Raw genomic sequence first — 23,300 nt, 5'->3', positions numbered from 1 at the left:
TTAATATTTTGTTGGCGGTGTCGTTACTCATTTTATGCAATGCGGCTTTTGCCGCGGTATCCCAAGGCGAGAAAATAGTCTACAATGTCAGCCCCGCAGGGAGAGCCGAATACGAGGATATAGGGCTGGTAGATTATCAGGGAAGGGAGTATTGGCTTGTGACCTTTCGCACCGAACTCACCGGGTTCAGCGACCTTGAAAAAATCTATGCCGATCCCAAAACAGGCCTGCCGTTGATAGTTGAGCGGCATATCAGTTGGCCGTTATCGAAAGAGTTCCTCGTCGAGGAGTATGACCCTCAAAAAAATTCCCTCGTTATCAAGAAATTCATGAACGATAAACTTGCCGACGAATACAGATATAAATCCGACAGCCCCTACCATAATGCCGTGTTGCTGCCTTTCTACCTGCGCCAGGTCGATGACCTTGACACAGGGTGGAGCATGGTCGTGCGCCTTCGAGAAGTGTTCACCGTTACGCTGGTCGGTATCGAAGACGTTAGGGTAAATGACAATAAGATAACGGCCTATCACTTCACCAGCAAGCCCGGCAAGTTCGAAATATGGATCAGCAAAGACAAGGACCGCCTGCCTGTCCTGATCAAGGGGACAGTCGGATGCAGCATGTCGATGCAAAGCCACTCTTCCGGGCTGTAAAACGGCCGGACAAAACGGAGATCCCCGCCTAGTCCCCAAAAATCCTTGATTTAACAAATAATCTCCGCTATAATCAATGCAAAAATGAGAAAATTCCTTTCCATTCTGACTTTTTTTTCCTTCCGCATCTCTATCCCTTCCGCGGTTTTTCCCGAAAACGAGACCTAATGACGCGCAAACTACTTATTTTCGCAGCTGCATTTTTTCTATCTTTCGCCGCACAGCCCTTTGTCTTGGCGGACAGTCCTACCTATGATTATAGCGATGGCATAACCCAGGCAATAAGCAATGCCACTACTCCCGCCGGTCATCTTGCCGCCGACGCTTCAATCGTTATAATACCCGATACCGGCGGCACGTTCGGGCTCCAATACGACGCGAGCGGGAACCTTATCACCAGGACGGCGACATATGCCTCGTTTTACAGCGGCAACTATGTCGACCAGGCCGGTTATACGATCCACGGCAATCCTACGACCGATGCCGCATGGCTGACTACCGGCAACGATTTCACGAAATTCTACGATAACAAAGGCGGCGGGGTCACTAACTCCGATCTTATAAAGGTCACCGAGCGAGGGCTCGGCATGGACAATTCCGGGACGCACAACGCCATAGTTGAATTCGCGTTGGACGCGAATAACAATACCATAATGCGTCCGGCAAAGAACCCCGATATAGCCGATTACGCCGGCGTAAAAGACGCTTACGGCGACTTGCTTCCTTTCGTCCGGCCTGCCGGTATTACTGACGATCAAGTCTGGTCCGACTTCCAGGCATACTATACGCAGTTCAGGAACGCGTCATATGGCGCCGACCCGACTAAGCGTTTTCCTTTCGGGCAATTGGGGTATACCTATTTCTGGGGACACGGCGACAAGACAGTACTTGCCGATGTCCAGGGGATGAGCGAATTCATCGCCTTGGGCGGGACCTCAGCGAATATCTACGGCATCTATTCGACCGTCTCGTACATATACACTAAAAACAAGAACGGCAGTTTCAGCTCGGATGCGGACTCGCAATACGGCAACGGTTTCGCGAGTTTCGATGTGACCGGGCCGTGCGATACCCTCTGGGCCGGTTCCCGTTTCCAGAAGAACGTCAGCCGTACCGCCGCCGCGCCTAATGTGATAAACGTTACCGGGGCAGGCGACGTATCCGGCGGGCAGGGGATCCTTGTCTGGTCGTTGAACTATGATGTCACAGTCGGGACAGGCCGTACCGTCACGACAAACGGCGACGCCACTACTTCGAAGAAGTTCGGGCTCGCCGATACCGCGAGCATAGGCATTCTTTTTAGAGGTGATACTTCGCTCGGCACGCCCGTGACAAGCGGCATAAACAAACTTACTAATTCGGGGACGATCTCCGGCCCGGCAACCGGTATCCGGGTCGACAACGGCGATACCGTTATTATCAATAATGCCGGCGGGACGATAACCGGAACTACGGCTGCCATCCAGCTCGACGGCGGGACCACCGCATTGACGAATAACGGTACGATATCAGGCAACCTCATCCTGAAAGCCGATACGACGGCAGCCCTGGATGTGGGCACCGGGAATGTTGCGTTAAGCGACGGAGGTATATATTCCCAGGGCACGGGAACCACCTTGATGCTTACTGCGAACTCTTCCTCAAATTTCGGTAATGTTACGTCTGCAGGTAATGCCGTTGTGGCCACCGGAAGCGCTGTCAATGTCACTGTCGGCGGTTACATGCCTAATAATACGACCCTTAAGGTGGTCGACGGCCCGGGCGGCACAAACGTCAATGTCCCGACTACCATCACGTCCAACAACTCGAAATATTCATTCTCGGGCACAAGCTCAAACGGCGACCTCATCCTGACTATAATCCGTTCCGGCGCAGGCAACGGTTTCGCGGGCACTGCCACTAACGGTAATTCATCCGCCGCAGGCGCGGTCCTTGATAATATTTCAAATCCCTCGGGCGATATGCTTACTGTTTTGGACACGCTTGATGCCTTGGGCTCAACCGCGGCTGGCCAGGCTCTCGCGACCGTGACCCCGGTCGTTGACAGCGGAGTGACTAACGTCAGTAATACCGCCATCAACCAATTCGTCGGGACCACTACCGACAGATTGGGAGGGTTCTTTGCCCGGGCGCATAATGAAGAAACAGGGGAGAGCGGCGTTTCAACCGGAAGCAAAGGATCAAGCGGCTTTGAGGCCTGGGGCAGGGGATTCGGTGAATACGCACACCAAGACCCCAGAGGGCTAAGTAACGGCTATTCCGCCACCATCTGGGGCACGGCCTTAGGAGCCGATATCCCAGCCTTTAACGACAAGGTCCGTATGGGCGCTTCCGGCGGCTACGCGGCATCTAACGTAAACTCCAAGGACAACAGCGGAAGAACCTACATCAACAGCTATCAATCGGCCTTCTACGGCGGCTACATGGATGCAAACAACCCTTTCTACATAAACGGGGCCTTCTCATTCGCCTATAACACATACAAGGGCAAGCGTAACATCGCCGTAGGCGCCATCCAGAGGAGAGCCGACTCAAGCTATCGCGGCCAGCAGTATTCGGTCTTATTCGACGGAGGTTATACCTTCAAAACCAAACAAGTAAACATTACCCCAGTTGCCTCGCTCCAATACCTGCATCTGCACCTCCAGAGCTACACCGAGACAGGAGCAGGCGCCTTAAACCTAAGTGTGGCAAGCCAGGATTACGACATGCTTCAGTCAGGCCTGGGAGCAAAATTCGACCGTTCCTTCGAGTCAAACTACGGCATCTTAACCCCCGAGGTCCACATCCGCTGGCTCTATGACTTCATAGGCGACAAGCAGGCGACGACTTCAACATTCTCCGGAGGAGGCGGCTCATTCGCCACCGATGGATTCGATCCCGCACAACATTCCTTAAATGTAGGGACAAAGCTCGCCCTGGTCACGAAAGGCAACTGGAGTTTCGATGTAAACTACGACTTTGAATACAAGCAGGATTTCACCTCCCATACGGGTTGGGCTGATATAAGGTATAAGTTCTAGGGATCCATTTTTGTTTGTCAAGCGCATGAAATTAACCGCCCTGCCTGTTGTGCTCACATAATTTTATTGAGAAAATATTAATATATAGTATAATGATACCCAATAAGCAGGAGGGTGATGCCATGCATGCGCAAAAAAAGATTTCTTGCCGTCATTTTAGGGCCGTTGGTTTTCTGCTTGTTTTTTATGCCGTCCTGTTTTTTTCTATTACGCCATCCCATGCCGATACCTTTTCCGTTGATAACAGAGCCGATACCCTCGACCCGGGCACGCTTAGGACCGCGATAACAGGTCTGAATGCAAGCGGTGCCGGCACGATCCAGTTTGATGCGGGCGCGGCGGGCACGATCCCATTGGCGGGTGCCCTGCCCACCCTGAATTTCGAGACGATCTTCAACCTCTCCAATAACGATGTCACGGTGACGGGTTTTGGCGGCGACACTGCCGACGGAGTATGGCTAAAATTTGACAACGGGGCGACAGATACCGGCACATTCACTTTCGGTGCCGGCACTGTATGGTCGGTCGGCGGCGGCCTCGCCGTCGGCTACGAAGGCGAGGGCCGAATGGTAATCTCCGGCGGAGGCTCACTTTCGGTAACCGGCGGGGGCGGTCGGCATTCATTTATCGGTGACCTTGCAACCTCCGAGGGCGCTATAACCGTTACCGGCACCGATTCCACCTGGACCAACAACGTCGACATTTTTGTCGGCAACCACGGCACCGGCTCGTTGACCATTTCCGACGGCGGCTTGGTAAGCGATACCTGGGGTAATATCGGCGGTGAAGCTGGCTCAACCGGTACCGTTACCGTTACCGGCATTGACTCATTCGGAAACCATTCCACCTGGACCAACAGCGGCGGCATGTTAGTCGGCAATTCCGGCACCGGCACGCTGACTATTTCCGACGGCGGCACCGTGGACTGCACCGCGCTAACCGTCGGTAATAACGACTCCGGCGAATTACATATCACCAACGGCGGCGCCATGAGCAATACCTACGCAGATATAGGTTACAATGATGACGGTACCGTAACGGTTGATGGTTCTACCTCCACCTGGACCAACAGCAGCGAAGTTAATATCGGCAAAGCCCATACCGGCACATTGACCGTCACCAGCGGCGGAACCGTGACCAGTACTAAAGGATATATCGGCAAGGACGCCACCGGAGACGGCATCGCTACCGTTGACGACCCGAATTCTAAATGGACCTGCAGCGAGGAGCTCATCGTCGCTGATAACGGCACGGGCGAATTACATATCACCAACGGTGGGGAAGTGAGCAACACCTGGGCAAATGTGGGCAACAATGCTGTGGGTCATGTTTACGTTGAGGATGCGAATTCTAAATGGACCAACAGCGGCGACGTTAATGTCGGCCAGGCCGCAATAGGCACATTAGAAATCAGCAACAGCGGCACGGTAAGCAGCAGTAATGGTTATATAGGCAAGGACGCCGCTGGAGACGGCACCGTTACCGTTGAGGATGCGGACTCCAAGTGGACCATAACCGACAACCTGGTCGTCGGCACTAACGGCGAAGCTGAGTTGACAATCCAGAATGGCGGCGAAGTGAGCGACGCTACCTCATGGGTCGGTGCCAATGCGGGTTCCTCCGGCATAGCCACGGTAACAGGGGCTAATTCTAAATGGACCCACAGCGACGATCTATATGTCGGCTCCGGAGCAACCGGCTCGTTGACCATTTCCGACGGCGGTTTGGTAAGCGACGCGACCGGGAATGTCAGCGGTTACGCAGGAGGTAACGGTACCGTCAAGGTAACCGGCGCAGATTCCACCTGGACCAATACCGATACCAACGGACTTTATGTCGGCAGGACCCAAAACGGCGGCGCGGCGACCGGTGACCTGACTATCTCAGACGGAGGTACGGTAAATGTCGCGGGCGGCGCAGGAACAACTACAATTGGCAGCGATGTCGGTTCTACCGGTACACTCAATATAGGAGAAGGCGGGGCTGCCGGTACTTTAAATACCGCGGAAGTAAACGGAGGCGACGGCGGGGCGACCGTCAAATTCAACCATACTGACGCGGCTTATGCCTTTGCTCCTCTTCTCACCGGCAGCTTAAACGTACAGCATACCGGCAGCGGTACCACGACCCTTTCAGGTAATAATACCTACACCGGAGTTACTACCATCAGCGGCGGTACCGTCAGTGTTGCCACCATCAGAAACGGCGGCGAGGCGAGCAATCTCGGTGCCGCTACAAACGCCGCCGCTAACCTCGTATTAGACGGCGGCACCCTGCGGTACACCGGCCTTGACGCCAGTACGGATCGCAATGTCACCATCAATGCCGCCAAGACAACCTTAATCGATATAACCGTCAACACCCTTACGATGACCGGCGGCGACACCGGGCTTGGCGGAAATGGCGCCGTAACCAAGACCGGCGCAGGCACCCTTGTTTTAAAAGGTGCCTTCACAAATACCGGGCTTACAACGATCACCGCGGGCACGCTGCAACTCGGCGATGGCTTCAGCGGCGCAAGCAATATTCTGAATAATGCCACGCTGTCATTTAACCGCACTACTAATCTGGATGCGGCCGCGGTGTTATCCGGAACCGGCATCCTCAGGCAAGACGGTACCGGCACGACCACCTTAAGCGGTATTAACACCTACACCGGCCCGACGGAAGTCAATGCCGGCACCCTCAAGGCAGGTGCCGTGGATCAGGCCTTCGGCATCGGTTCTGCGGTCTCAGTCGCCACAGGCGCGAACCTGGATCTAAACGGTTTCGATGAGACTATAGGCTCTCTTTCAGGCGACGGCACCGTAACTAACGGAGGACTGGCAGACGGGGCCTTGACAGCGGGAGACGCTACTTCAACGACATTCTCCGGTATCATCAAGGACGGCGGAACAAATAAGACCCTATTTATCAAGGAAGGTCTAGGCGTCCTTACCTTAAGCGGCGCCAACACCTATACAGGGCTCACTGAGATAAACACCGGTACCCTGCAGGTCTCTAATGCCAATGCCGTAGGCGGGGGAGCCCTTACAAATAGCGCTACCTTAAGCGTGGGCACGATCAGTCTTTCGGTTCCCGGCATCTACACCCAGAACGCAGGTTCGGCATTGGACCTTACCGCGAATTCATCCTCTGCTTTCGGTAATATTACCTCCGTCGCCGATGCCGTTGTAGATGCCGGAAGTACCGTCAATGTCACCGTCAGCGGTTACATACCCAATAACGCGACCCTTAAGATAATCGACGGCGCAGGCGGTGCAGGTGTCAACGTACCGGCAACTATTACGTCCTCTAATTCCAAATATACATTCATAGGTTCAAGCTCAGCCGGCGACCTGATCTTGACCGTTAACCGCTCAGGTACCGGTTTCTCCAGTTCAGGCACGAATTCCAACACTTCCGCAGTCGGCGCCGCTCTCGATAACGTCACAAATCCGTCCGCCGATATGACCACCGTCCTGGACGCTCTCGATGTTATGACGCCGGCACAGGTCGAGCAATCTCTCGAAACCGTCACCCCGGTCGTCGACAGCGGAGTGACCAACATCAGCAATACCGCGATCAACCAGTTCATGGCGACCACTACCGACAGGCTGGAAGACCTCTTTGCCCGGGCGCATGACGAAGACACCGGCGATACCGGCGTATCCACCGGAAGCGAGGGGCTTAACGGCGTCGAGGCATGGGGCAGGGGCTTCGGCGAATACGTCCGACAGGACGCGCGAGGGCTAAGTAACGGTTATCGCGCAACCATCTGGGGGACGGCCATAGGAGGCGATCTGCCGGCATTTAACAATAGAGCCCGCTTCGGCGCCTCCGGCGGCTACGCGGCCTCCAACGTCAACTCCAAGGACAACAGCGGAAAGACTAATATCAACAGCTACCAGACGACCTTATACGGCGGCTACATAGATGCCGAGAAACCCTACTACTTAAACGGCGCCTTCTCATTCGCCTATAACACATACAAGGGTAAGAGAAATATCACCGTAGGCGCCATCCAGAGGAGAGCCGACTCAAACTATAGAGGCCAGCAGTATGCCGTGTTAGTGGACGGCGGCTATACCTTTAAGACAAAGAATGTCAACATAACACCTGTTGCTTCATTAGAATATGTCCGCCTGCACCTGCAGAGCTATACCGAAACAGGAGCAGATGCCCTCAACTTAAGCGTAACCAGCCAGGACTACGACATGCTCCAATCAGGGCTTGGTATGAAACTCGACCACACTTTCGAAGTTGAATCCGGCTTTGTCATCCCCGAGATCCATGCGAAGTGGCTGTATGACTTCATAGGGGATAAACAGGAAACGACTTCGACCTTCTCCGGAGGTGGCGGTTCGTTCGCCACTAACGGGTTTGATCCCGCCCAGAATTCCCTGAACGTCGGGAGCAAACTGACGCTGGTGACGAGAGGCAACTGGAGCCTCGACGCCAACTACGACTTCGAGTACAAGCAGGATTATACCTCCCATACGGGTTGGGCCGATGTAAGGTATAAGTTTTAAGGTTATCTGCCCTCAAGGAATCCTATGTTCAGTATAAGAAGGCCTTTAGCGGCCCTGTTTTTGGTATCTTGCCTGACAGGTTGCGCTGCTCAGTCCTTTTTCCTGGAAAAAAATAACGGGTTCACTAAAAATCTTATACGCGGGCGCAATTTCACGCTGCTTTCGTACATTACAATAAACAGGAGGGGGGAGCCGCTCGTAATCTACATCGAGGGAGACGGCTTGGCATGGAGATCCCGTTCGCGCCCGTCTTCCGACCCCACCCCGACGGATCGCCTTGTCATGCGGCTGGCTTCATTGGACCCGTCCCCGAATGTTGCATATCTCGCGCGCCCCGGACAATATGTTTCCCTGGGCGCCTCGCAGTGTGACGCGAAATACTGGACGGCGAAACGCTTTTCACCCGAAGTGATAAAAGATATGGATCTCGCGGTCAGCCGTTTGCGCGATATGGCCGGAGCGCGGTCGGTATCGCTTGTCGGGTATTCGGGAGGAGGGGCAGTGGCCGTTCTTGTCGCCGCGCGCCGTGATGACGTCATAAGCTTACGTACTATCGCCGGCAATTTGGATTGGAGTGCTGTCAGTGATTGGAATAAAGTAAGCCCGCTTAACGGGTCCCTGAATCCTATAGATTACGCGGCCAAGATCAGGGCCATTCCACAGCGCCATTTTGTCGCCTCCGGCGACAGGACCATCCCGGCGTCTGTCGCGAAATCGTTTGCCGGTAAGACCGGAGATGATAAACATGAGAGTATTACGGTAGTCAAGGGCACTACACATCATTCAGGGTGGGAAGATAAGTGGCGAAAATTACTTGATATGCCGTTATCCCCGATACCCAAAAATCCTTGATATAGTAAGACATTACCCTTATAATATTTCCACCGCGAAGGAGATAATGACAATATGAAGAAAGCGCTTATTACCGGGATAGACGGGCAGGACGGCTCATATCTGACGGAATTCTTGCTTAAGAAAGGCTATCAGGTCCATGGTATCGTCAGGAGGGTGGCTTTAGAGGATCCCGAACACCAGCTTTGGCGGATAAGGCATATCCTGAAGAAGATCACCCTGCATCCCGGCTCTCTTGAAAGTTTCGCGAGCCTGTTCAAAGTCGTGCATAAGATGAAGCCCGACGAGTGCTATCATCTGGCGGCCCAAAGTTTTGTCAGCTATTCTTTCGAAGATGAGTTCTCGACCATTAATACGAATATCAACGGCACGCATTATATCCTCGCCGCGGTCAAGGAATTGGCCCCGCGCTGTAAGTTCTATTTTGCCGCTTCCAGCGAGATGTTCGGCAAGGCCGAGGAAACCCCGCAAAATGAGAATACACCGTTCCATCCCAGGTCTCCCTACGGAATATCCAAGGTCGCCGGTTTTGACTTAACGCGTAATTACCGCGAAGCGTATGGTTTGTTCGCCTGTAACGGCATACTTTTTAACCACGAGTCTCCCAGGCGAGGGTTTGAATTTGTCACGCGCAAGATAACTAACGCGGTGGCTGAGATCAAGCTCGGATTGGCTGACGAGCTCAAGCTGGGCAATTTAGACGCGAAAAGGGATTGGGGTTTTTCCGGGGATTATATAGAGGCGATGTGGCTTATGCTGCAGCAGGATAAGCCGGACGATTATGTCATCGCTACGGGGGAAACACACTCGATAAAAGAATTCGCCAAACTGGCTTTTGGCCATGCCGGGCTCGATTGGAAAAAGTACGTAAAGGTCGACAAGAAATTCTACAGGCCGGCCGAGGTCAATATTTTAAAGGGCGATTATTCTAAAGCGAAGAAGAAATTAGGTTGGGAGCCGAAAGTAAGGTTCAAGGAATTAGTCAAGATGATGGTAGATTCGGATTTAAACCTTAAGAAAGCCGGATGCGACAGGAGGTAACAGGGGGGCGCTTGCGCAAAAAGTTATCGGTAGTGATACTGGCCAAGAACGAAGAAGAAAAAATAGAGAAATGCCTGGAAAGCGTCGCCTGGGCGGACGAGATCGTGGTAGTGGACGGTTTCAGCACGGATAAGACCGTGGAGATCTGCGAGAGGCATAAAGCAAAGGTCGTCCAGCACCGTTTTGAGGGGGATTTCGGCCAGGAAAGGAATATCGGCATCGATAATTCTTCGGGAGACTGGATACTGCAGCTCGATGCCGATGAGGTCGTCACCGAAGGGCTTCGCGCCGCCATCACCGGTATTTTAGAACGGGAAGGGGAGTTCGCCGCCTATAAGTTCCTGCGCAAAAATTTCTTCATGGGGCACTTCATGCGCTACGGCGGATGGTACCATTATTCCCTTCATTTCTTAAAAAAAGGATTTGCCCGCTACCAGGGCAAAGTCCACCACGAGCTTATCGTTGACGGTAAGATCGGCGTACTCGACGCCGAGATCGAGCACCGCCCCTTCGACAATTTCTCACAATTCATCGAACGGCATAACCGCTATACGAGCCTTGAGGCGGAAGAAATAGTCGATCTGAAGCGGTTCGGGGACGAAAAAAACGTCCGGTACCAAATACGCATAAAGACGGCAAAGCTTTTTTGGAAATTTTACGTCAAGAAAAAAGGTTATAAAGAAGGCATATACGGATTTATCTTTTCCTGCCTCTTCGCGTGGGTCCATTTTATTAAATGGGTAAAAGTGTGGGAACTGCTTTATTGCCATCCCGCGCAGCGCGCGTAACGGATATAACGAAACCGGGTAAATAATTGAAGGGGAAAAAGTGAAGAAGATCGATTGCCTGAAATGCAAAAAGCAACATTCCTGTTGTGATTTCGGGGCATGGGTAGACCTGGAAGAGGCTAAAAAAATATTATCCCTTAAGCTAAAAGGGGATTTTTACCATCTTGAGAAGGATAAGGATTTCCCTTCCGGATACAGGGTCGGGACGAGCTACGAAGATAACCGCTGCTCTTTCCTTACTCCGCAAGGGTTGTGTTCTATCCACAAAGTTAATTATGGCTTGAAGCCGGCCCATTGCAAAGAATTCCCGTATGAAAAAGGGAAATTATCGCCGTTTGCGGACGTATTATGCTCGCGGGTCAAATCAAAAAGAAAAAAGAAAAGGGGAGATAATGGCAAGAGATAATTATTCATTTAAAAAGTACCAGAGGGAAATGGCGAATAAAAAGAAGAAAGAAGAGAAGAGGCAGCACAAGCTGGATAAAAAAGCCGCAGAAGCTAAAGCGGAGCCGGAGAAGGCTCCGAATGAGGACGTCACTGTAGCATAAAGGAACGCCGGCCATATTTATGCCCCAAAGGGGGTATTTTATGTTATAATATCCGAGTGAAATACAAGCACGCCTTATTCCTGAATCCCTATATCGAAAGCAGCAATACGAGCGTCATGAAACTCTTCCCTCCGACCGGCCTCGAGTATGTCGCGAGCAGCGCCGAAGGGCTAGTTGAGAAGCTGACGCTCATCGATCTTAGGTACGAAAAAGAGCTCTCCGATCCGGCTAAACTGCTGGATTTTATAGCAAAAGAGATCGATATCGTCTGCGTAACTATCGGCTGGGACCGTCAGTTCAAGGAGATATGCGAGCTCCTTAATCGTTTCCCCGCCAATATACCGGTGGTTGTCGGAGGGTATAAGGCGACGGAGATGGCGGATGAATTTTTCAAGATCTGCCCGAATGTCACTATTGTCGTCCGCGGCGAAGGGGAAGAGACGATACGGGATATACTCAAGGGCCTGCCCCTGAAAGATATCCTCGGTATCTCTTATGTGGAAAAAGGCGTCGTGGTCCACAATAAGAACAGGCCCCTGCTGGATATAGAGGATATGCCTGCCCCGCGCCGTTCTTTAAGGAATAATAAATACAGCCTTGCCGTGAACGGGATCGAAATGATGAACCTGACGTTTGACTCGATCCTCTCCGCTAGGGGATGTCCCCACAATTGCAAATTCTGCACATTCAACATGAATCCCCTCGGCCAAAGACGGGCTTATACGGCGCGCAGCGTCGACTCGGTGATCAGGGAACTGGAAGGGATAACCGCCAAGATAGTCCTGTTCAGCGATGATAACCTTTTTGCCGACGCGGGCAGGGCGGAAAAGATATGCGATGAGATAATCAAGCGCAAGATAAAGAAACGTTTTATCGCCCAGGCCCGCATCGAGTTATTCAAACATCCCCGCCTTCTAAGCAAGATGGTCAAGGCGGGATTCAAGGCGTTACTGGTCGGGATAGAGTCCCCCCACGATCGCATATTGGCGCAGCTGAACAAGGGTTTTGATTCCGCCACGGTCAGGGAAGCGTTTAAGGTACTGACAAAATACCCGATATTTTATAACGGTTATTTCATCTACGGCAATATAGGCGAGAGCAAAGAAGAGATGCTCTACATACCCGAATTCGCCAAAGAGTTAGGCCTGGATTTTATTACCTGCAATAAACTAAGGATAGAGAAGTATTCCCCAATAAGGGAGTTGGCGGAGAAAACGCCCGGTTACCATATTACCGAAAAGGGAGAGCTTTATTCCGATACATATGACTATCCGGCGCTGAAGAATATAGGCAGGACGATAAAATTCTCTTTCTACACCCCCCAGCGCTATTTTAAGATATTCTGTAAGGGCGCCTTTAAAAACAGGGTTTTGACCTTCGGAGAGGTCATCTCGTTTATTTGCGTAATACCCCGCCTGCTTGCCGGCGTCTTCGCGAGGGAGATAAAAAGGGGCAGGCTGATGGATTCGCTTAAAAGGACGTTTGTAGTTAACAGGGCTTGATCAACACAAGGAGTACTTATCAAAAAAGTAAGGACTTCATCTAAAGGCAGGAAATGTAAATACCTGCATTGTAAGCAGATTTTGAGTATCTATAACCATGAGGGTTATTGCCATGTCCACCTCGGACAGGTGCCTCAAGAACGAAGGGCAAAGGACTAAAAGCCATGATGACGCATAAAATAAACGATAAGGACCTGCCGCAACCGGCCAATAACCATGCCGCTGACGGTTTTTACGGGCTGGGCATCGCGCCTAAGATCCTCGATATCCTCGAACGGATAAAGTTCAAGGTGCCAACGCCGATCCAGCTGAAGGCGATCCCGATAGCGATGCAGGGCAAGGATATAGTCGGCGTGGCCCAGACCGGCACCGGCAAGACACATTCATTCGCCATCCCTATGGTACAGCTTCTTGCGCAGAAGAAGGGGGCGGGCCTGGTGCTGGCCCCTACGAGAGAATTGGCCATACAGATCGACGAGGCCTTCCAGGCGATAGCGCGCCCGTTCGGGATAAAGACGGCATGCCTTATAGGCGGCGCTTCCATGTACGAGCAGATACAATCCCTGCGCAAAGGGCCGCGCGTGATCATCGCTACGCCGGGCAGGCTTATCGACCATGTCGAGCAGCGCAACGTATCGCTCGGCGGGGTCGCGATGCTGGTCCTAGACGAGGCGGACCGGATGCTCGATATGGGATTTGCGCCGCAGGTCGACAAGATCCTGCGTTTTGTCCCGAAGGAAAGGCAGACGATGCTCTTTTCCGCGACTATCCCGAGGGAAGTTATGGTTATAGCCGCCAAGTATATGAAACTCCCTGTGAGCATAGAGATCGCGCCTTCCGGGACAGCGGCCGAGCATGTGACGCAGGAATTATTCATTGTCAGGAAAGACGCAAAATCACAGCTTCTCCGTAAGCTGCTCGCGCAATACCACGGCGCGGTGCTGTTATTCTCCCGCACCAAGCATAACGCGAGGAAGATCGCTCACTCGATAAGGGATATGGGGCACAGCGCGGCCGAGATACACTCGGACCGTTCGTTGGGCCAGCGCCGCGAAGCGCTCGGAGGGTTCAAGTCGGGCAAATACAAGGTGCTCGTCGCTACAGATATAGCCGCTAGGGGCATAGATGTCACCGGCATCGAGCTGGTCATTAATTACGACCTGCCGGACGACGCGCAGAATTACGTGCACCGCATCGGACGCACGGGCCGGGCAGGCCATAAGGGGCACGCGATCTCTTTTGCCACGCCGGACCAAAGCAGCGATGTCAGGAGCATTGAAAAGCTCATCAGGGCTTCGCTTCCTATCGCGAAACATCCGGAGATCCCGCAGGAGCAGTTCGACAAATCTTCAGGCCTGGGGAGATCGTATCATTTCGCGCCGAGACGCCGCGGCCGCCGCAGGTGATCACCGGAAAGAAATCAGCCCTCAAAAATCCTTGAAATAGCAAGCCATTATCTCTATAATACTATAAATTACCCACCCATCGGAGAAGATTAGCGTGCCAAGACGCAAAGACATCAGAAAAGTATTGATCATCGGCTCCGGTCCCATAATCATCGGCCAGGCCTGCGAATTCGACTATTCCGGGACCCAGGCGTGTAAAGCCCTGCGCGAAGAAGGTTATGAGATCGTCCTGGTAAATTCAAACCCCGCCACGATAATGACCGATCCCGGGATGGCCGACCACACTTATATCGAGCCTTTGACCGTCGAAAGTTTGACCAAGATAATCGCCAAGGAGAGGCCGGATGCGCTGCTGCCGAATTTAGGCGGGCAGACCGGCTTGAACCTCTCTTCCGCGTTGAATAAGGCCGGGGTCCTGGATAAGTATAACGTCAAGATAATCGGCGTAAAGGCCGATGCCATCGAGCGCGGGGAAGACCGTGAGGCGTTCAAGGATACGATGAAGAAGCTGGGTATCCCGGTGCCGGCTTCCGAGATCTGCCTTTCAGAGGAAGATGCATTAAGGATCGCGCAGAAATTGGGGTATCCGGTCGTCGTGCGCCCGGCATACACATTGGGCGGCACAGGCGGCGGCATCGCTTATAACGAAGAGGAGCTGCGTACCCTATCCCGCCGCGGCCTGAACGCGAGCCTCATACACCAGGTCTTGATCGAGGAAGCGGTTATCGGGTGGGAAGAGCTGGAGCTGGAAGTCGTGCGCGACGAGATAGACCAAAAGATCACGGTCTGTTTCATCGAGAATATAGACGCGATGGGAGTGCATACCGGCGACAGTTTTTGCGTCGCACCCATGATGACAGTCCCGCAGGAACTCCAGAAGAGGATGCAGGATTTTTCCTACAGGATAGTCGATGCTATCGGGGTGGTGGGCGGCACGAACATACAATTCGCGCATAATCTGAAAGATGACCGGCTGGTGGTCATCGAGATCAACCCGCGCACCTCGCGCTCCTCGGCCCTTGCCTCCAAGGCGACGGGTTTTCCCATCGCGCGCGTATCCACGAAATTAGCCGCGGGCCTTAACCTCGACGAGATACCTTACTGGAGGAAGGGAACGCTGGAAAAATATGAGCCGTGGGGCGAATATGTGGTCATCAAATTTGCCCGCTGGGCTTTTGAGAAATTCCGCCAGGCGAAAGACGTGCTGGGGACGCAGATGAAGGCGGTAGGCGAAGTGATGTCTATCGCCAAGAATTTCAAGGAGGCGTTCCAGAAATCCATACGTTCCCTGGAGATAGGCAGGCATGGATTGGGGTTCGCCAGGGATTTCCATAATTTGTCGTTACTTGAATTAAAATCCCGCCTTGCCTATCCATCCAGTGAGCGCGCCTTCCTGATGTATGAGGCGTTGCGGAAAGGCATAAGCGTGGAAGAGCTTTACGGCCTTACATACATCGGCAGGTGGTTCATCAAGGAAATGAAAGAGATGGTGGAGTTTGAGGAGGAGATGCTGAAATCCGGCTGGGCCGGGCTATCCGACGCTTCCTTAAAGAAAGCCAAGGAGTGGGGGTTCAGCGATAAATACCTGGCGAAGATATTCAAGGTGAAAGAAAAGGAAGTGCGCGCCCGCAGGAAGAAAGTCACCGGCAACGCGCGGTTTGAACCTGTTCCGGTGAGCGGCGTGAAAGAGGCGGCATATTATTATTCCACTTATACGGCGGGAAAAGACCTTGTGCCGGTCTCCGGCAAAAAGAAGGTCCTTATCTTAGGTGGCGGGCCGAACCGTATCGGCCAGGGGATCGAGTTTGATTATACCTGCGTCCATGCCGCGTTCGCCTTGCGCGATGAAGGTATTGAGACGATCATGATAAATTGCAACCCCGAGACCGTTTCCACCGATTATGACACTTCCGACAAGCTTTATTTCGAGCCGCTGACCGTCGAGGATGTATTGGCAATTTGGGAGAAGGAGAAGCCGGAGGGCGCGATCGTGCAGTTCGGAGGTCAGACGCCGCTCAATATTGCCGCCGAGCTCGAGGAGAACGGGGTAAGGATCCTCGGCACGAGCACGAAAAGCATCGCCTTTGCCGAAGACAGGGAATTGTTCAGGCAGAAGATGATCGAGTTGGGGATCCGGCAGACGGACGGCGCGACGGTATTTTCTATGGAAGAGGCGGTAAAGGTTGCCAAGAAGATCGGCTATCCCCTCATGGTCAGGCCCTCTTTTGTGCTGGGCGGCCGCGGGATGGAAGTGATCTACGACGAACAGATGCTGGTCAAATACGCGAAAGACGCGATCCAGGTCAGCCCCGAGCACCCGATGCTCATCGACCGCTTCCTGGAGAACGCCACGGAATGCGAAGTGGACGCGCTTTGCGACGGACAAGAGATTTTTACGGCCGCGGTGATGGAGCATATAGAACACGCCGGGATACATTCGGGGGATTCCGCCTGCTCGATCCCGTCGCGCACTATAAAGCCGGAGCACCTGAAGACCATCGACGAATGGACAAAGAAGATAGCTAAAGAATTAAAAGTGAGGGGGCTGATCAATATACAGTTCGCGATCTGCGAAGATAAGGTATATATATTGGAAGCGAACCCCCGCGCCTCGCGCACCGTACCGGTCGTCTCCAAGACCGTCGGCATACCGCTGGCGCGCATCGCGACACTTTTGATGTTAGGAAAAAAATTAACCGATTTTCCCGAGCTTATTCACAGGAAACTCCCGTATGTCTCCGTAAAAGAGGCGGTATTCCCTTTTAATATGTTCCCTGAAGTCGACCCGGTATTGGGCCCGGAGATGCGAGCGACAGGAGAGGTTATGGGTATCGACCAGGACTTCGGCCTGGCGTTCTTTAAGGCGCAGGAAGCCGCAGGGACAAAATTGCCGACTGAGGGAAACGTACTTATCACGGTAGCAGACACGGATAAGGAGGACCTCTTCCCGATCGCCGCGAAATTATCGCAAATGGGTTTTAAAATACTCGCCACCGAAAATACCGCCCGTTTCCTTAAAGGGAAGGGAGTGGAGGCGGCGCCTATCAAGAAGATGCACGAGGGCAGGCCCAATATCGCCGACGCGATCAGGAACAGGGAGATAAGCCTTGTCATCAATACTCCTATCGGAAGGTTGAGCGCCCACGACGACAGTTACATCCGCATGCTCGCGATCCAGTATAAGATCCCTTATGTGACGACGATCGCCGCGGCCAAGGCGACGGTCGACGGGATCGATTCGGTAAAACATAAACAAAGCCAGCCGAGGTCATTGCAGGAATATCATGAATTATTAATAAAAGGAGGGGCAGATGCCGGAAGTTAAGGAGATAACCGCGAATGAATTGGACGCAAAAAAATTTATCGAGGAAAAAGCGGCTGAGATCTCACGCACGGTGGGCAGCGGGATAGCGATCAACGCGCTTTCCGGAGGGGTTGATTCTTCGGCGGTGACCATGCTCGGCCACAAGGCGCTGGGTGAGAGGTTAAAGACATATTTCATCGATAACGGGATAATGCGCGAGGGGGAGCCCGAGCTGATAGCGTCGGTCTTCAAGAAACTGGGAGTGAAAGTGGAGATAATCGACGCGCAGGAAGCGTTTTTTGGCGCGCTCAAGGGTATTACCGATCCCGAAGAGAAACGCGAGGCGATCACCCAGACCTTTTACAAAAAAGTATTCGGCGACCTGGTGAAAAAAAGCGGCGCTAAATATCTTTTGCAGGGGACGATACTTACCGATATAGACGAGACTGTTGCCGGGATAAAGCGCCAGCATAATGTCTTTGAACAGCTGGGCATCGACCCGCAGGAAGCGTTCGGATACAAGATAATCGAGCCGTTGGTGCAGTTGAGGAAAGACGGGGTCCGTAAGGTAGCCGAGACGGCGGGATTGCCCGCGTCGATCTTTAACCGGATGCCGTTCCCCGGGCCTGCGCTCTCCGCGCGCGTGATCGGGGAAGCTACGAGGGAACGCATAGAGCTTGTGCGTAAAGCGACCGTTATCCTCGAGCAGGAGCTGGCCTCTGTCAAGGCGTTCCAATATATGGCCATACTGCATAACGACCGCGTTACCGGGATGCGCAACAATAAGAGGGAATTCGGGCAGCAGATCGAGATACGCTGCTGGGACAGCGTCGACGCGCGCCAGGCGCGCCCGACGCAGCTGCCTTTCGGCACGCTGGAGAAGCTGGCAAACCGCATACTTGCGGAAGTGCCGGGTGTGGTCAGTGTCACATATAATATAGCTCCCAAGCCGCCTTCAACTATGGAAGCGGTATAAATCATGGCTATCAGGGTAAAACTCAGCATTATTTTATCGGCGGCCTCCCTTCTATTTTTTCCTTCCAACGGTTTTTCCTCGGAAATAAAGATAACGGCTTCCTCATCCGAGGCCGCATTAAGCCCTGAGAACCTCCTCGACGGCAATATGGCCACCCGTTGGAGCAGCAAATTTTCCGACAATGAATGGCTTGAGATAGACCTCGGGGAGGCCAAAGAAATATCCGGCCTGACGCTCTTCTGGGAGACGGCATACGCCTCCTCTTACGAGATACTGTTGTCTTCGGACGGTAAAGAGTGGAGGAGCGCGTATAAGCAGGATAAAGCCGCCGGCGGGAGCGAGGAGATCTCTTTCGAGAAGACCGCGGCAAGGTATATAAAGCTGGTTTTTAAAAAGAGGGCCACAAAATGGGGATATTCGCTCTTCGAGATTTCCATAATCGGGCCCGGCGTTGATAATTCCGGCAAAATAAACGAGGGAGAGATCATACCTCTCGAAGGTAAATGGGATTTTAAGACAGATCCCCGCAACATCGGGGTCAAGGATAAATGGTTTACGGCCGCCGGCGCTCCGGGAGGCTGGGAGCAGATCGAGACAGGGCGGTTTTGGGAAGACCAGGGTTTTCCGGGCTACGACGGTTACGCCTGGTATAAGAAAGATATTTTAATTCCCGGGAACTGGAATGACGGCAAGGCCGTCCTGATGGCCGGCGGAGTAGATGACGCTTACGAGTTGTACGTTAACGGCCAATTCGTCGCCTCATACGGCCCCAGGGTCACGAACTCGACGATCCCGGGAAGCGTAAACCAAACCCTGACCGTCTCGACCGTCGGGAAATACCTGGTACCGGGCAAACAGAATAATTTTACTTTCCGTGTCTTCGATGATTGGGGCGGCGGCGGCATATCCAAACCCCCTATGGTCCTCGTGCATGACGTAGGCACGGTCCCGCAGATCAAGAAACGCCTGGATGCGCAAAGTTATTACCAGATGAAAGCGAGACCCTCGGAAAGGAAGTATTATCCCGAATGGATAGGAGGCCGCCAGGCCTACTGGACCGTGATCGGCGTAGAAGGGGATAAAGCGGAGAGCTGTTTCTGCGAAGACGGGCAACTTCAGTTGTATAATTGGGGCCCCTCCCTGATGCCGTTCATTTACCTCGACAACAAACTTCTTACCCGTGATGACTTCCGGATATCCCAATCCCTCGAAAAAGGTTATCTTCCCATGCCGGAGGTGATTTGGGAAAACAATGATCTGGTTTTTTCCCAGAGATCATTCGGCTACGGCAAGCCGGATGAATCTCTTACCTGTGTCCGTTATTCGCTGAAAAATAAAAGCGAGAAAGTATTAAAGGGGAAACTGTTCCTTACAATAAGGCCTTTCCAGGTCTATCCGTCCTGGCAATGGAGCGGCGGTATGGCGATGATTAGGAGCCTGGAATACGATACGAAAGGCAGGCATACGGTGAGGATCGACGGGAAAGACCGGTTGATCTCTCTTCGGGCCCCGGACAGGTTCGGCGGTTCTACGTATATGGAAGACGGCCTCGTCGACGCGCTGAAGACCGGGACGATAGCCGCCAGGCCGTCAATTAAAGATCCTTTTGACTACGCATCAGGCGTCCTTGAGTATGATTTCAGGATCAAGCCAAAGGACGAAAAAGAATATTTTTTCATCATACCCCTTCATGGCGCTGAAGCGGCATTAAAAGTATTGAACAGCAAAGGCCCGGAAAAGGATTTTGAGGTGATGCAGGTGAAAACGAGAGAGTTTTGGGAAGAAAAACTGGACCGCGTCCAGATAAATATCCCGGATAAAGAGATGTCAGATGCCGTCAAGAGCAGCCTGGCATATATTTTAATTAATAAAGACGGGCCGATGCTGCAGGCCGGTTCCGGCGCCTATAAGAAGTCGTGGATACGCGATACCTGTTCCGCCTCGGCCGCAATGATGAGGATGGGGCACACGGAGGAAGTAAAAGAATATATCGATTGGTTTACCGGCCGTATAAAGGCGGACGGCAAGGTCCCGCCTATAATGGTCTCCGAGACTGCCGCCGAACCCGCGTGGGAGAGTGAATTCGAGGAATACGACAGCCAGGGGCAGTATGTCTATTCGGTCCTTGAATATTATCTCTTCACCGGCGATAAGACGTGGCTGCAGGGCAAATTACCTGCCGTCAAGCGCGTCCTTGATTTTACCGAGGCGCTGAGGAAGAAAGAGATGACCGACGAATACAAGAACGGCCCGCCCGGCAAAAGAAAGTTTTACGGCCTCTTCCCGCGGTCGGTCAGCCACGAGGGTTATTTCCCTGCGCCGGGCGTGCACAGTTATTGGGATGATTTCTGGGGGATAAAAGGATGGAAAGACGCCGCATCCATCGCGGATATTTTAGGCGATAAGGAACTGGCTGGCCGCGCGGAAAAGGAGACAGCCGATTTCAGAAAATGTGTCAACGATTCTATTGTTGCCGTGCAGCAGTCGGCAAAGATAAACTTTATACCAGGTTGCGCCGAAAGGGCTGACCTTGACGCGCCGTCAACCGCTATCGCGGTCTGGCCGATCGAGGAATCGAAGTACCTGCCGCAGCCTTCCCTTGACGATACTTTCGGGATATTCTGGACGAAGCAATTCCTGCCGAGCCTGGCGAGCGGGCCAAAATGGTCATATTCGCCGTATGCCTTCAGGATAGCCCAGGTATTCGTCCTGTCGGACCAGAGGGATAAGGCCGTAAAGATGCTCGAGGAATTCATGAGGATGCGCAGGCCGCTTGCCTGGAACCAGTGGGCGGAAGGGATATTAGCCGATGACCGGAGGCCGTGGTTTGTCGGCGACCTGCCCCACACCTGGGTCGCCTCCATATTCATAAATGCGTTCAGGAGCTTATTTGTGTATGAAGATGACGGTTTGCTGGTCCTCGGGGCGGGCCTACCGGAAAAATGGCTATCGGACAAAGAAGGCGTCTCGATAGGGAATTTCCCGACATTTTACGGTAATATCAGTTATTCCGTAAAGGAAGAGGACGGCGCCCTGAAGATCAAGGCCTGGGGTACTGCGCACCCTCCGAAAGGTTTTGTTTTCAGGGGGTCTTCCGGCGGAGAAGTGACTTTCCAGAGCCTGCCGTTCAGTTATCCGCCTTGACACGGGGGTGATAAAGATTTAACATATTGGCTTAAGATGACCGACGATAAGAAGACGGTACTTATAGTAGAGGATGAACCCCTGAATATGAGACTTACCGTTGATCTCCTCGAGATCAACGGTTTTAATACGTTAAGCTGTTGTGACGGCATAGCCGCACTCGAGACCTTAAAGAATGCCATCCCGGATATCATCCTCCTCGATATCAATATGCCTAAGATGAACGGGTTCGAGGTCCATAAAAAGATAAGGGAGGACCGCCGCCTCGACCGCGTAAGGGTCCTAGCGCTCTCCGCGTCGGTGATGAAAGAGGACGAGGAGAGGATAAGGGCCGCGGGGTTCGACGATTTCGTCCCGAAGCCGATCGACACGAAAGGGCTGGTAAAAAAGATAAAGGACTACCTATCCTCATGAGCCGGGACGAACTTGAGATCCAGTACCGCGAACTCGTGGAGAACGCCAACAGCATCATCCTGCGCATGGATATGAGGGGCGATGTCACTTACTTCAACAGGTTCGCCCAGAATTTTTTTGGGTACAGGCAGGAGGAGATACTGGGGAAGAATGTCGTCGGTACGATAGTGGCCCCGACAGATTCCTCGGGCCGCGACCTTAAGGCGATGATAGACGACATGGCGCTCCACCCGTCGAGCTACGTGAGCAACGAGAACGAGAACGTGATGCGTAACGGCACGCGCGTGTGGATCGCCTGGACCAATAAGTCGATCCTCGACGAGGACGGCCTCGTCAGGGAGATACTCTGCATCGGCAACGATATAACAAGGCTTAAAGAGGCCGAGCAAGAGATAGTCAGGGCGAAGGAGGCGGCCGAGAGCGCTAATAAGGCGAAGAGCTCGTTTTTGGCGAATATGTCGCATGAATTAAGGACGCCGCTTAACGCGATAATAGGTTTTTCAGAATTAATGAAAGACGGGAGCGTCGGCCCGTTGACCGATAAACAGAAAGAATACCTCGATTACGTCTGGGAGAGCGGAAAGCACCTGCTCTCGCTGATAAACGATATACTCGACCTCTCAAAAGTCGAAGCCGGGAAGATGGAACTGGAACTGGGAGAGTTCGACCTGAAGGAACTTTTAAAGAAGAGTTTTATCTTTATATCGGAAAAAGCGACAAAGCACGGCATAACCCTCTCCGCGGACGTCAGTGAAGGGGTGGGGGTAATAAAAGCGGACGAGAGGAAAATCAAACAGGTCATCTTCAACCTTCTCTCAAACGCGATGAAATTCACCCCGGACGGCGGTAAGATCGGCATTGACGCCAAAAAAACCGACAAAAGAGAGATCCTGGTCTGCGTCTGGGATACCGGCATAGGCATAGAAGCCAGGGACAACCATAAGATATTTTCGGAATTCGAGCAGGTCGACAGCGAATATTCGCGTAAATACGCGGGTACCGGCCTCGGCATGCCGTTAAGCAAGAAATTCGTGGAGCTGCACGGAGGCAAGATGTGGTTTGAGAGCGAAGGCAAGGGCAAAGGCACGCGTTTTTATTTCACCCTGCCGCTTAACACCGGTTAAGAAGAGGAGGT

15 protein-coding genes are annotated in these 23,300 nt (G+C 52.8%); all 15 read left to right on the top strand.

All coding sequences use genetic code 11. The features are described 5' to 3' along the window. Positions 1 to 11: 11 nt before the first annotated feature. The 15 genes from PHO67_07510 to PHO67_07440 all read left to right on the top strand — a co-directional run bounded on the left by PHO67_07510 (position 12) and on the right by PHO67_07440 (position 23,289). Positions 12 to 656, top strand: a complete 645-nt coding sequence (locus PHO67_07510; protein MDD5546978.1) for a hypothetical protein — start codon at positions 12 to 14, stop codon at positions 654 to 656. A 167-nt stretch (positions 657 to 823) separates the two neighbouring features. Beyond that, positions 824 to 3,679 (top strand): autotransporter domain-containing protein, encoded by a 2,856-nt coding sequence (locus PHO67_07505; protein ID MDD5546977.1) that lies wholly within the window; start codon positions 824 to 826, stop codon positions 3,677 to 3,679. Positions 3,680 to 3,801: 122 nt separating this feature from the next. Further along, positions 3,802 to 8,190, top strand: coding sequence for an autotransporter domain-containing protein (locus tag PHO67_07500; protein MDD5546976.1), 4,389 nt, complete (start codon positions 3,802 to 3,804; stop codon positions 8,188 to 8,190). Between the two features lie 24 nt (positions 8,191 to 8,214). After that, positions 8,215 to 9,042 (top strand): alpha/beta hydrolase, encoded by an 828-nt coding sequence (locus PHO67_07495; GenBank protein ID MDD5546975.1) that lies wholly within the window; start codon positions 8,215 to 8,217, stop codon positions 9,040 to 9,042. Positions 9,043 to 9,096: 54 nt separating this feature from the next. Beyond that, on the top strand, positions 9,097 to 10,083 hold the full coding sequence (gene gmd, locus PHO67_07490; protein ID MDD5546974.1) for a GDP-mannose 4,6-dehydratase: 987 nt from the start codon (positions 9,097 to 9,099) through the stop codon (positions 10,081 to 10,083). 11 nt (positions 10,084 to 10,094) lie between these two features. Then, complete coding sequence (locus tag PHO67_07485) at positions 10,095 to 10,871, top strand: glycosyltransferase family 2 protein (protein ID MDD5546973.1); 777 nt, start codon at positions 10,095 to 10,097, stop codon at positions 10,869 to 10,871. Positions 10,872 to 10,911: 40 nt separating this feature from the next. Beyond that, complete coding sequence (locus PHO67_07480) at positions 10,912 to 11,277, top strand: YkgJ family cysteine cluster protein (GenBank protein ID MDD5546972.1); 366 nt, start codon at positions 10,912 to 10,914, stop codon at positions 11,275 to 11,277. Next, positions 11,264 to 11,419: a hypothetical protein gene (locus tag PHO67_07475; protein ID MDD5546971.1), complete on the top strand. Its 156-nt coding sequence runs from the start codon at positions 11,264 to 11,266 to the stop codon at positions 11,417 to 11,419. Before PHO67_07480 ends, PHO67_07475 begins: the two co-directional genes overlap by 14 nt. Positions 11,420 to 11,475: 56 nt before the next feature. Further along, positions 11,476 to 12,921 (top strand): radical SAM protein, encoded by a 1,446-nt coding sequence (locus PHO67_07470; protein ID MDD5546970.1) that lies wholly within the window; start codon positions 11,476 to 11,478, stop codon positions 12,919 to 12,921. Positions 12,922 to 13,085: 164 nt separating this feature from the next. After that, on the top strand, positions 13,086 to 14,327 hold the full coding sequence (locus tag PHO67_07465; GenBank protein MDD5546969.1) for a DEAD/DEAH box helicase: 1,242 nt from the start codon (positions 13,086 to 13,088) through the stop codon (positions 14,325 to 14,327). 94 nt (positions 14,328 to 14,421) lie between these two features. Further along, entirely contained in the window at positions 14,422 to 17,652 is a 3,231-nt protein-coding gene (gene carB / locus PHO67_07460; protein ID MDD5546968.1) for a carbamoyl-phosphate synthase large subunit, read from the top strand. Beyond that, positions 17,639 to 18,607, top strand: coding sequence for an ATP-binding protein (locus PHO67_07455; protein ID MDD5546967.1), 969 nt, complete (start codon positions 17,639 to 17,641; stop codon positions 18,605 to 18,607). Before carB ends, PHO67_07455 begins: the two co-directional genes overlap by 14 nt. A gap of 3 nt (positions 18,608 to 18,610) precedes the next feature. Further along, entirely contained in the window at positions 18,611 to 21,751 is a 3,141-nt protein-coding gene (locus tag PHO67_07450; protein MDD5546966.1) for a discoidin domain-containing protein, read from the top strand. A gap of 36 nt (positions 21,752 to 21,787) precedes the next feature. Beyond that, the gene (locus tag PHO67_07445; protein ID MDD5546965.1) at positions 21,788 to 22,165 is read left to right on the top strand and encodes a response regulator; all 378 of its coding nucleotides are present in this window, start codon (positions 21,788 to 21,790) and stop codon (positions 22,163 to 22,165) included. Then, on the top strand, positions 22,162 to 23,289 hold the full coding sequence (locus tag PHO67_07440; GenBank protein ID MDD5546964.1) for a PAS domain-containing sensor histidine kinase: 1,128 nt from the start codon (positions 22,162 to 22,164) through the stop codon (positions 23,287 to 23,289). The genes PHO67_07445 and PHO67_07440 overlap by 4 nt, the downstream gene beginning before the upstream one ends. Positions 23,290 to 23,300 lie beyond the last annotated feature (11 nt).

It is taken from the genome of Candidatus Omnitrophota bacterium (assembly GCA_028716565.1).
Lineage (GTDB): Bacteria > Omnitrophota > Gorgyraeia > Pluralincolimonadales > Pluralincolimonadaceae > Pluralincolimonas.
This window is presented reverse-complemented; position numbering and strand designations above follow the sequence as displayed.

Excerpts from the sequence above, each read along its gene's own strand:
- PHO67_07455 (MDD5546967.1), top strand. The coding sequence starts at position 17,639 with ATGCCGGAAGTTAAGGAGATAACCGCGAATGAATTGGACGCAAAAAAA.
- PHO67_07495 (MDD5546975.1), top strand. The coding sequence starts at position 8,215 with ATGTTCAGTATAAGAAGGCCTTTAGCGGCCCTGTTTTTGGTATCTTGC.
- PHO67_07450 (MDD5546966.1), top strand. The coding sequence starts at position 18,611 with ATGGCTATCAGGGTAAAACTCAGCATTATTTTATCGGCGGCCTCCCTT.
- PHO67_07500 (MDD5546976.1), top strand. The coding sequence starts at position 3,802 with ATGCATGCGCAAAAAAAGATTTCTTGCCGTCATTTTAGGGCCGTTGGT.
- PHO67_07475 (MDD5546971.1), top strand. The coding sequence starts at position 11,264 with ATGGCAAGAGATAATTATTCATTTAAAAAGTACCAGAGGGAAATGGCG.
- PHO67_07440 (MDD5546964.1), top strand. The coding sequence starts at position 22,162 with ATGAGCCGGGACGAACTTGAGATCCAGTACCGCGAACTCGTGGAGAAC.
- PHO67_07445 (MDD5546965.1), top strand. The coding sequence starts at position 21,788 with ATGACCGACGATAAGAAGACGGTACTTATAGTAGAGGATGAACCCCTG.
- PHO67_07465 (MDD5546969.1), top strand. The coding sequence starts at position 13,086 with ATGATGACGCATAAAATAAACGATAAGGACCTGCCGCAACCGGCCAAT.
- gmd (MDD5546974.1), top strand. The coding sequence starts at position 9,097 with ATGAAGAAAGCGCTTATTACCGGGATAGACGGGCAGGACGGCTCATAT.
- PHO67_07505 (MDD5546977.1), top strand. The coding sequence starts at position 824 with ATGACGCGCAAACTACTTATTTTCGCAGCTGCATTTTTTCTATCTTTC.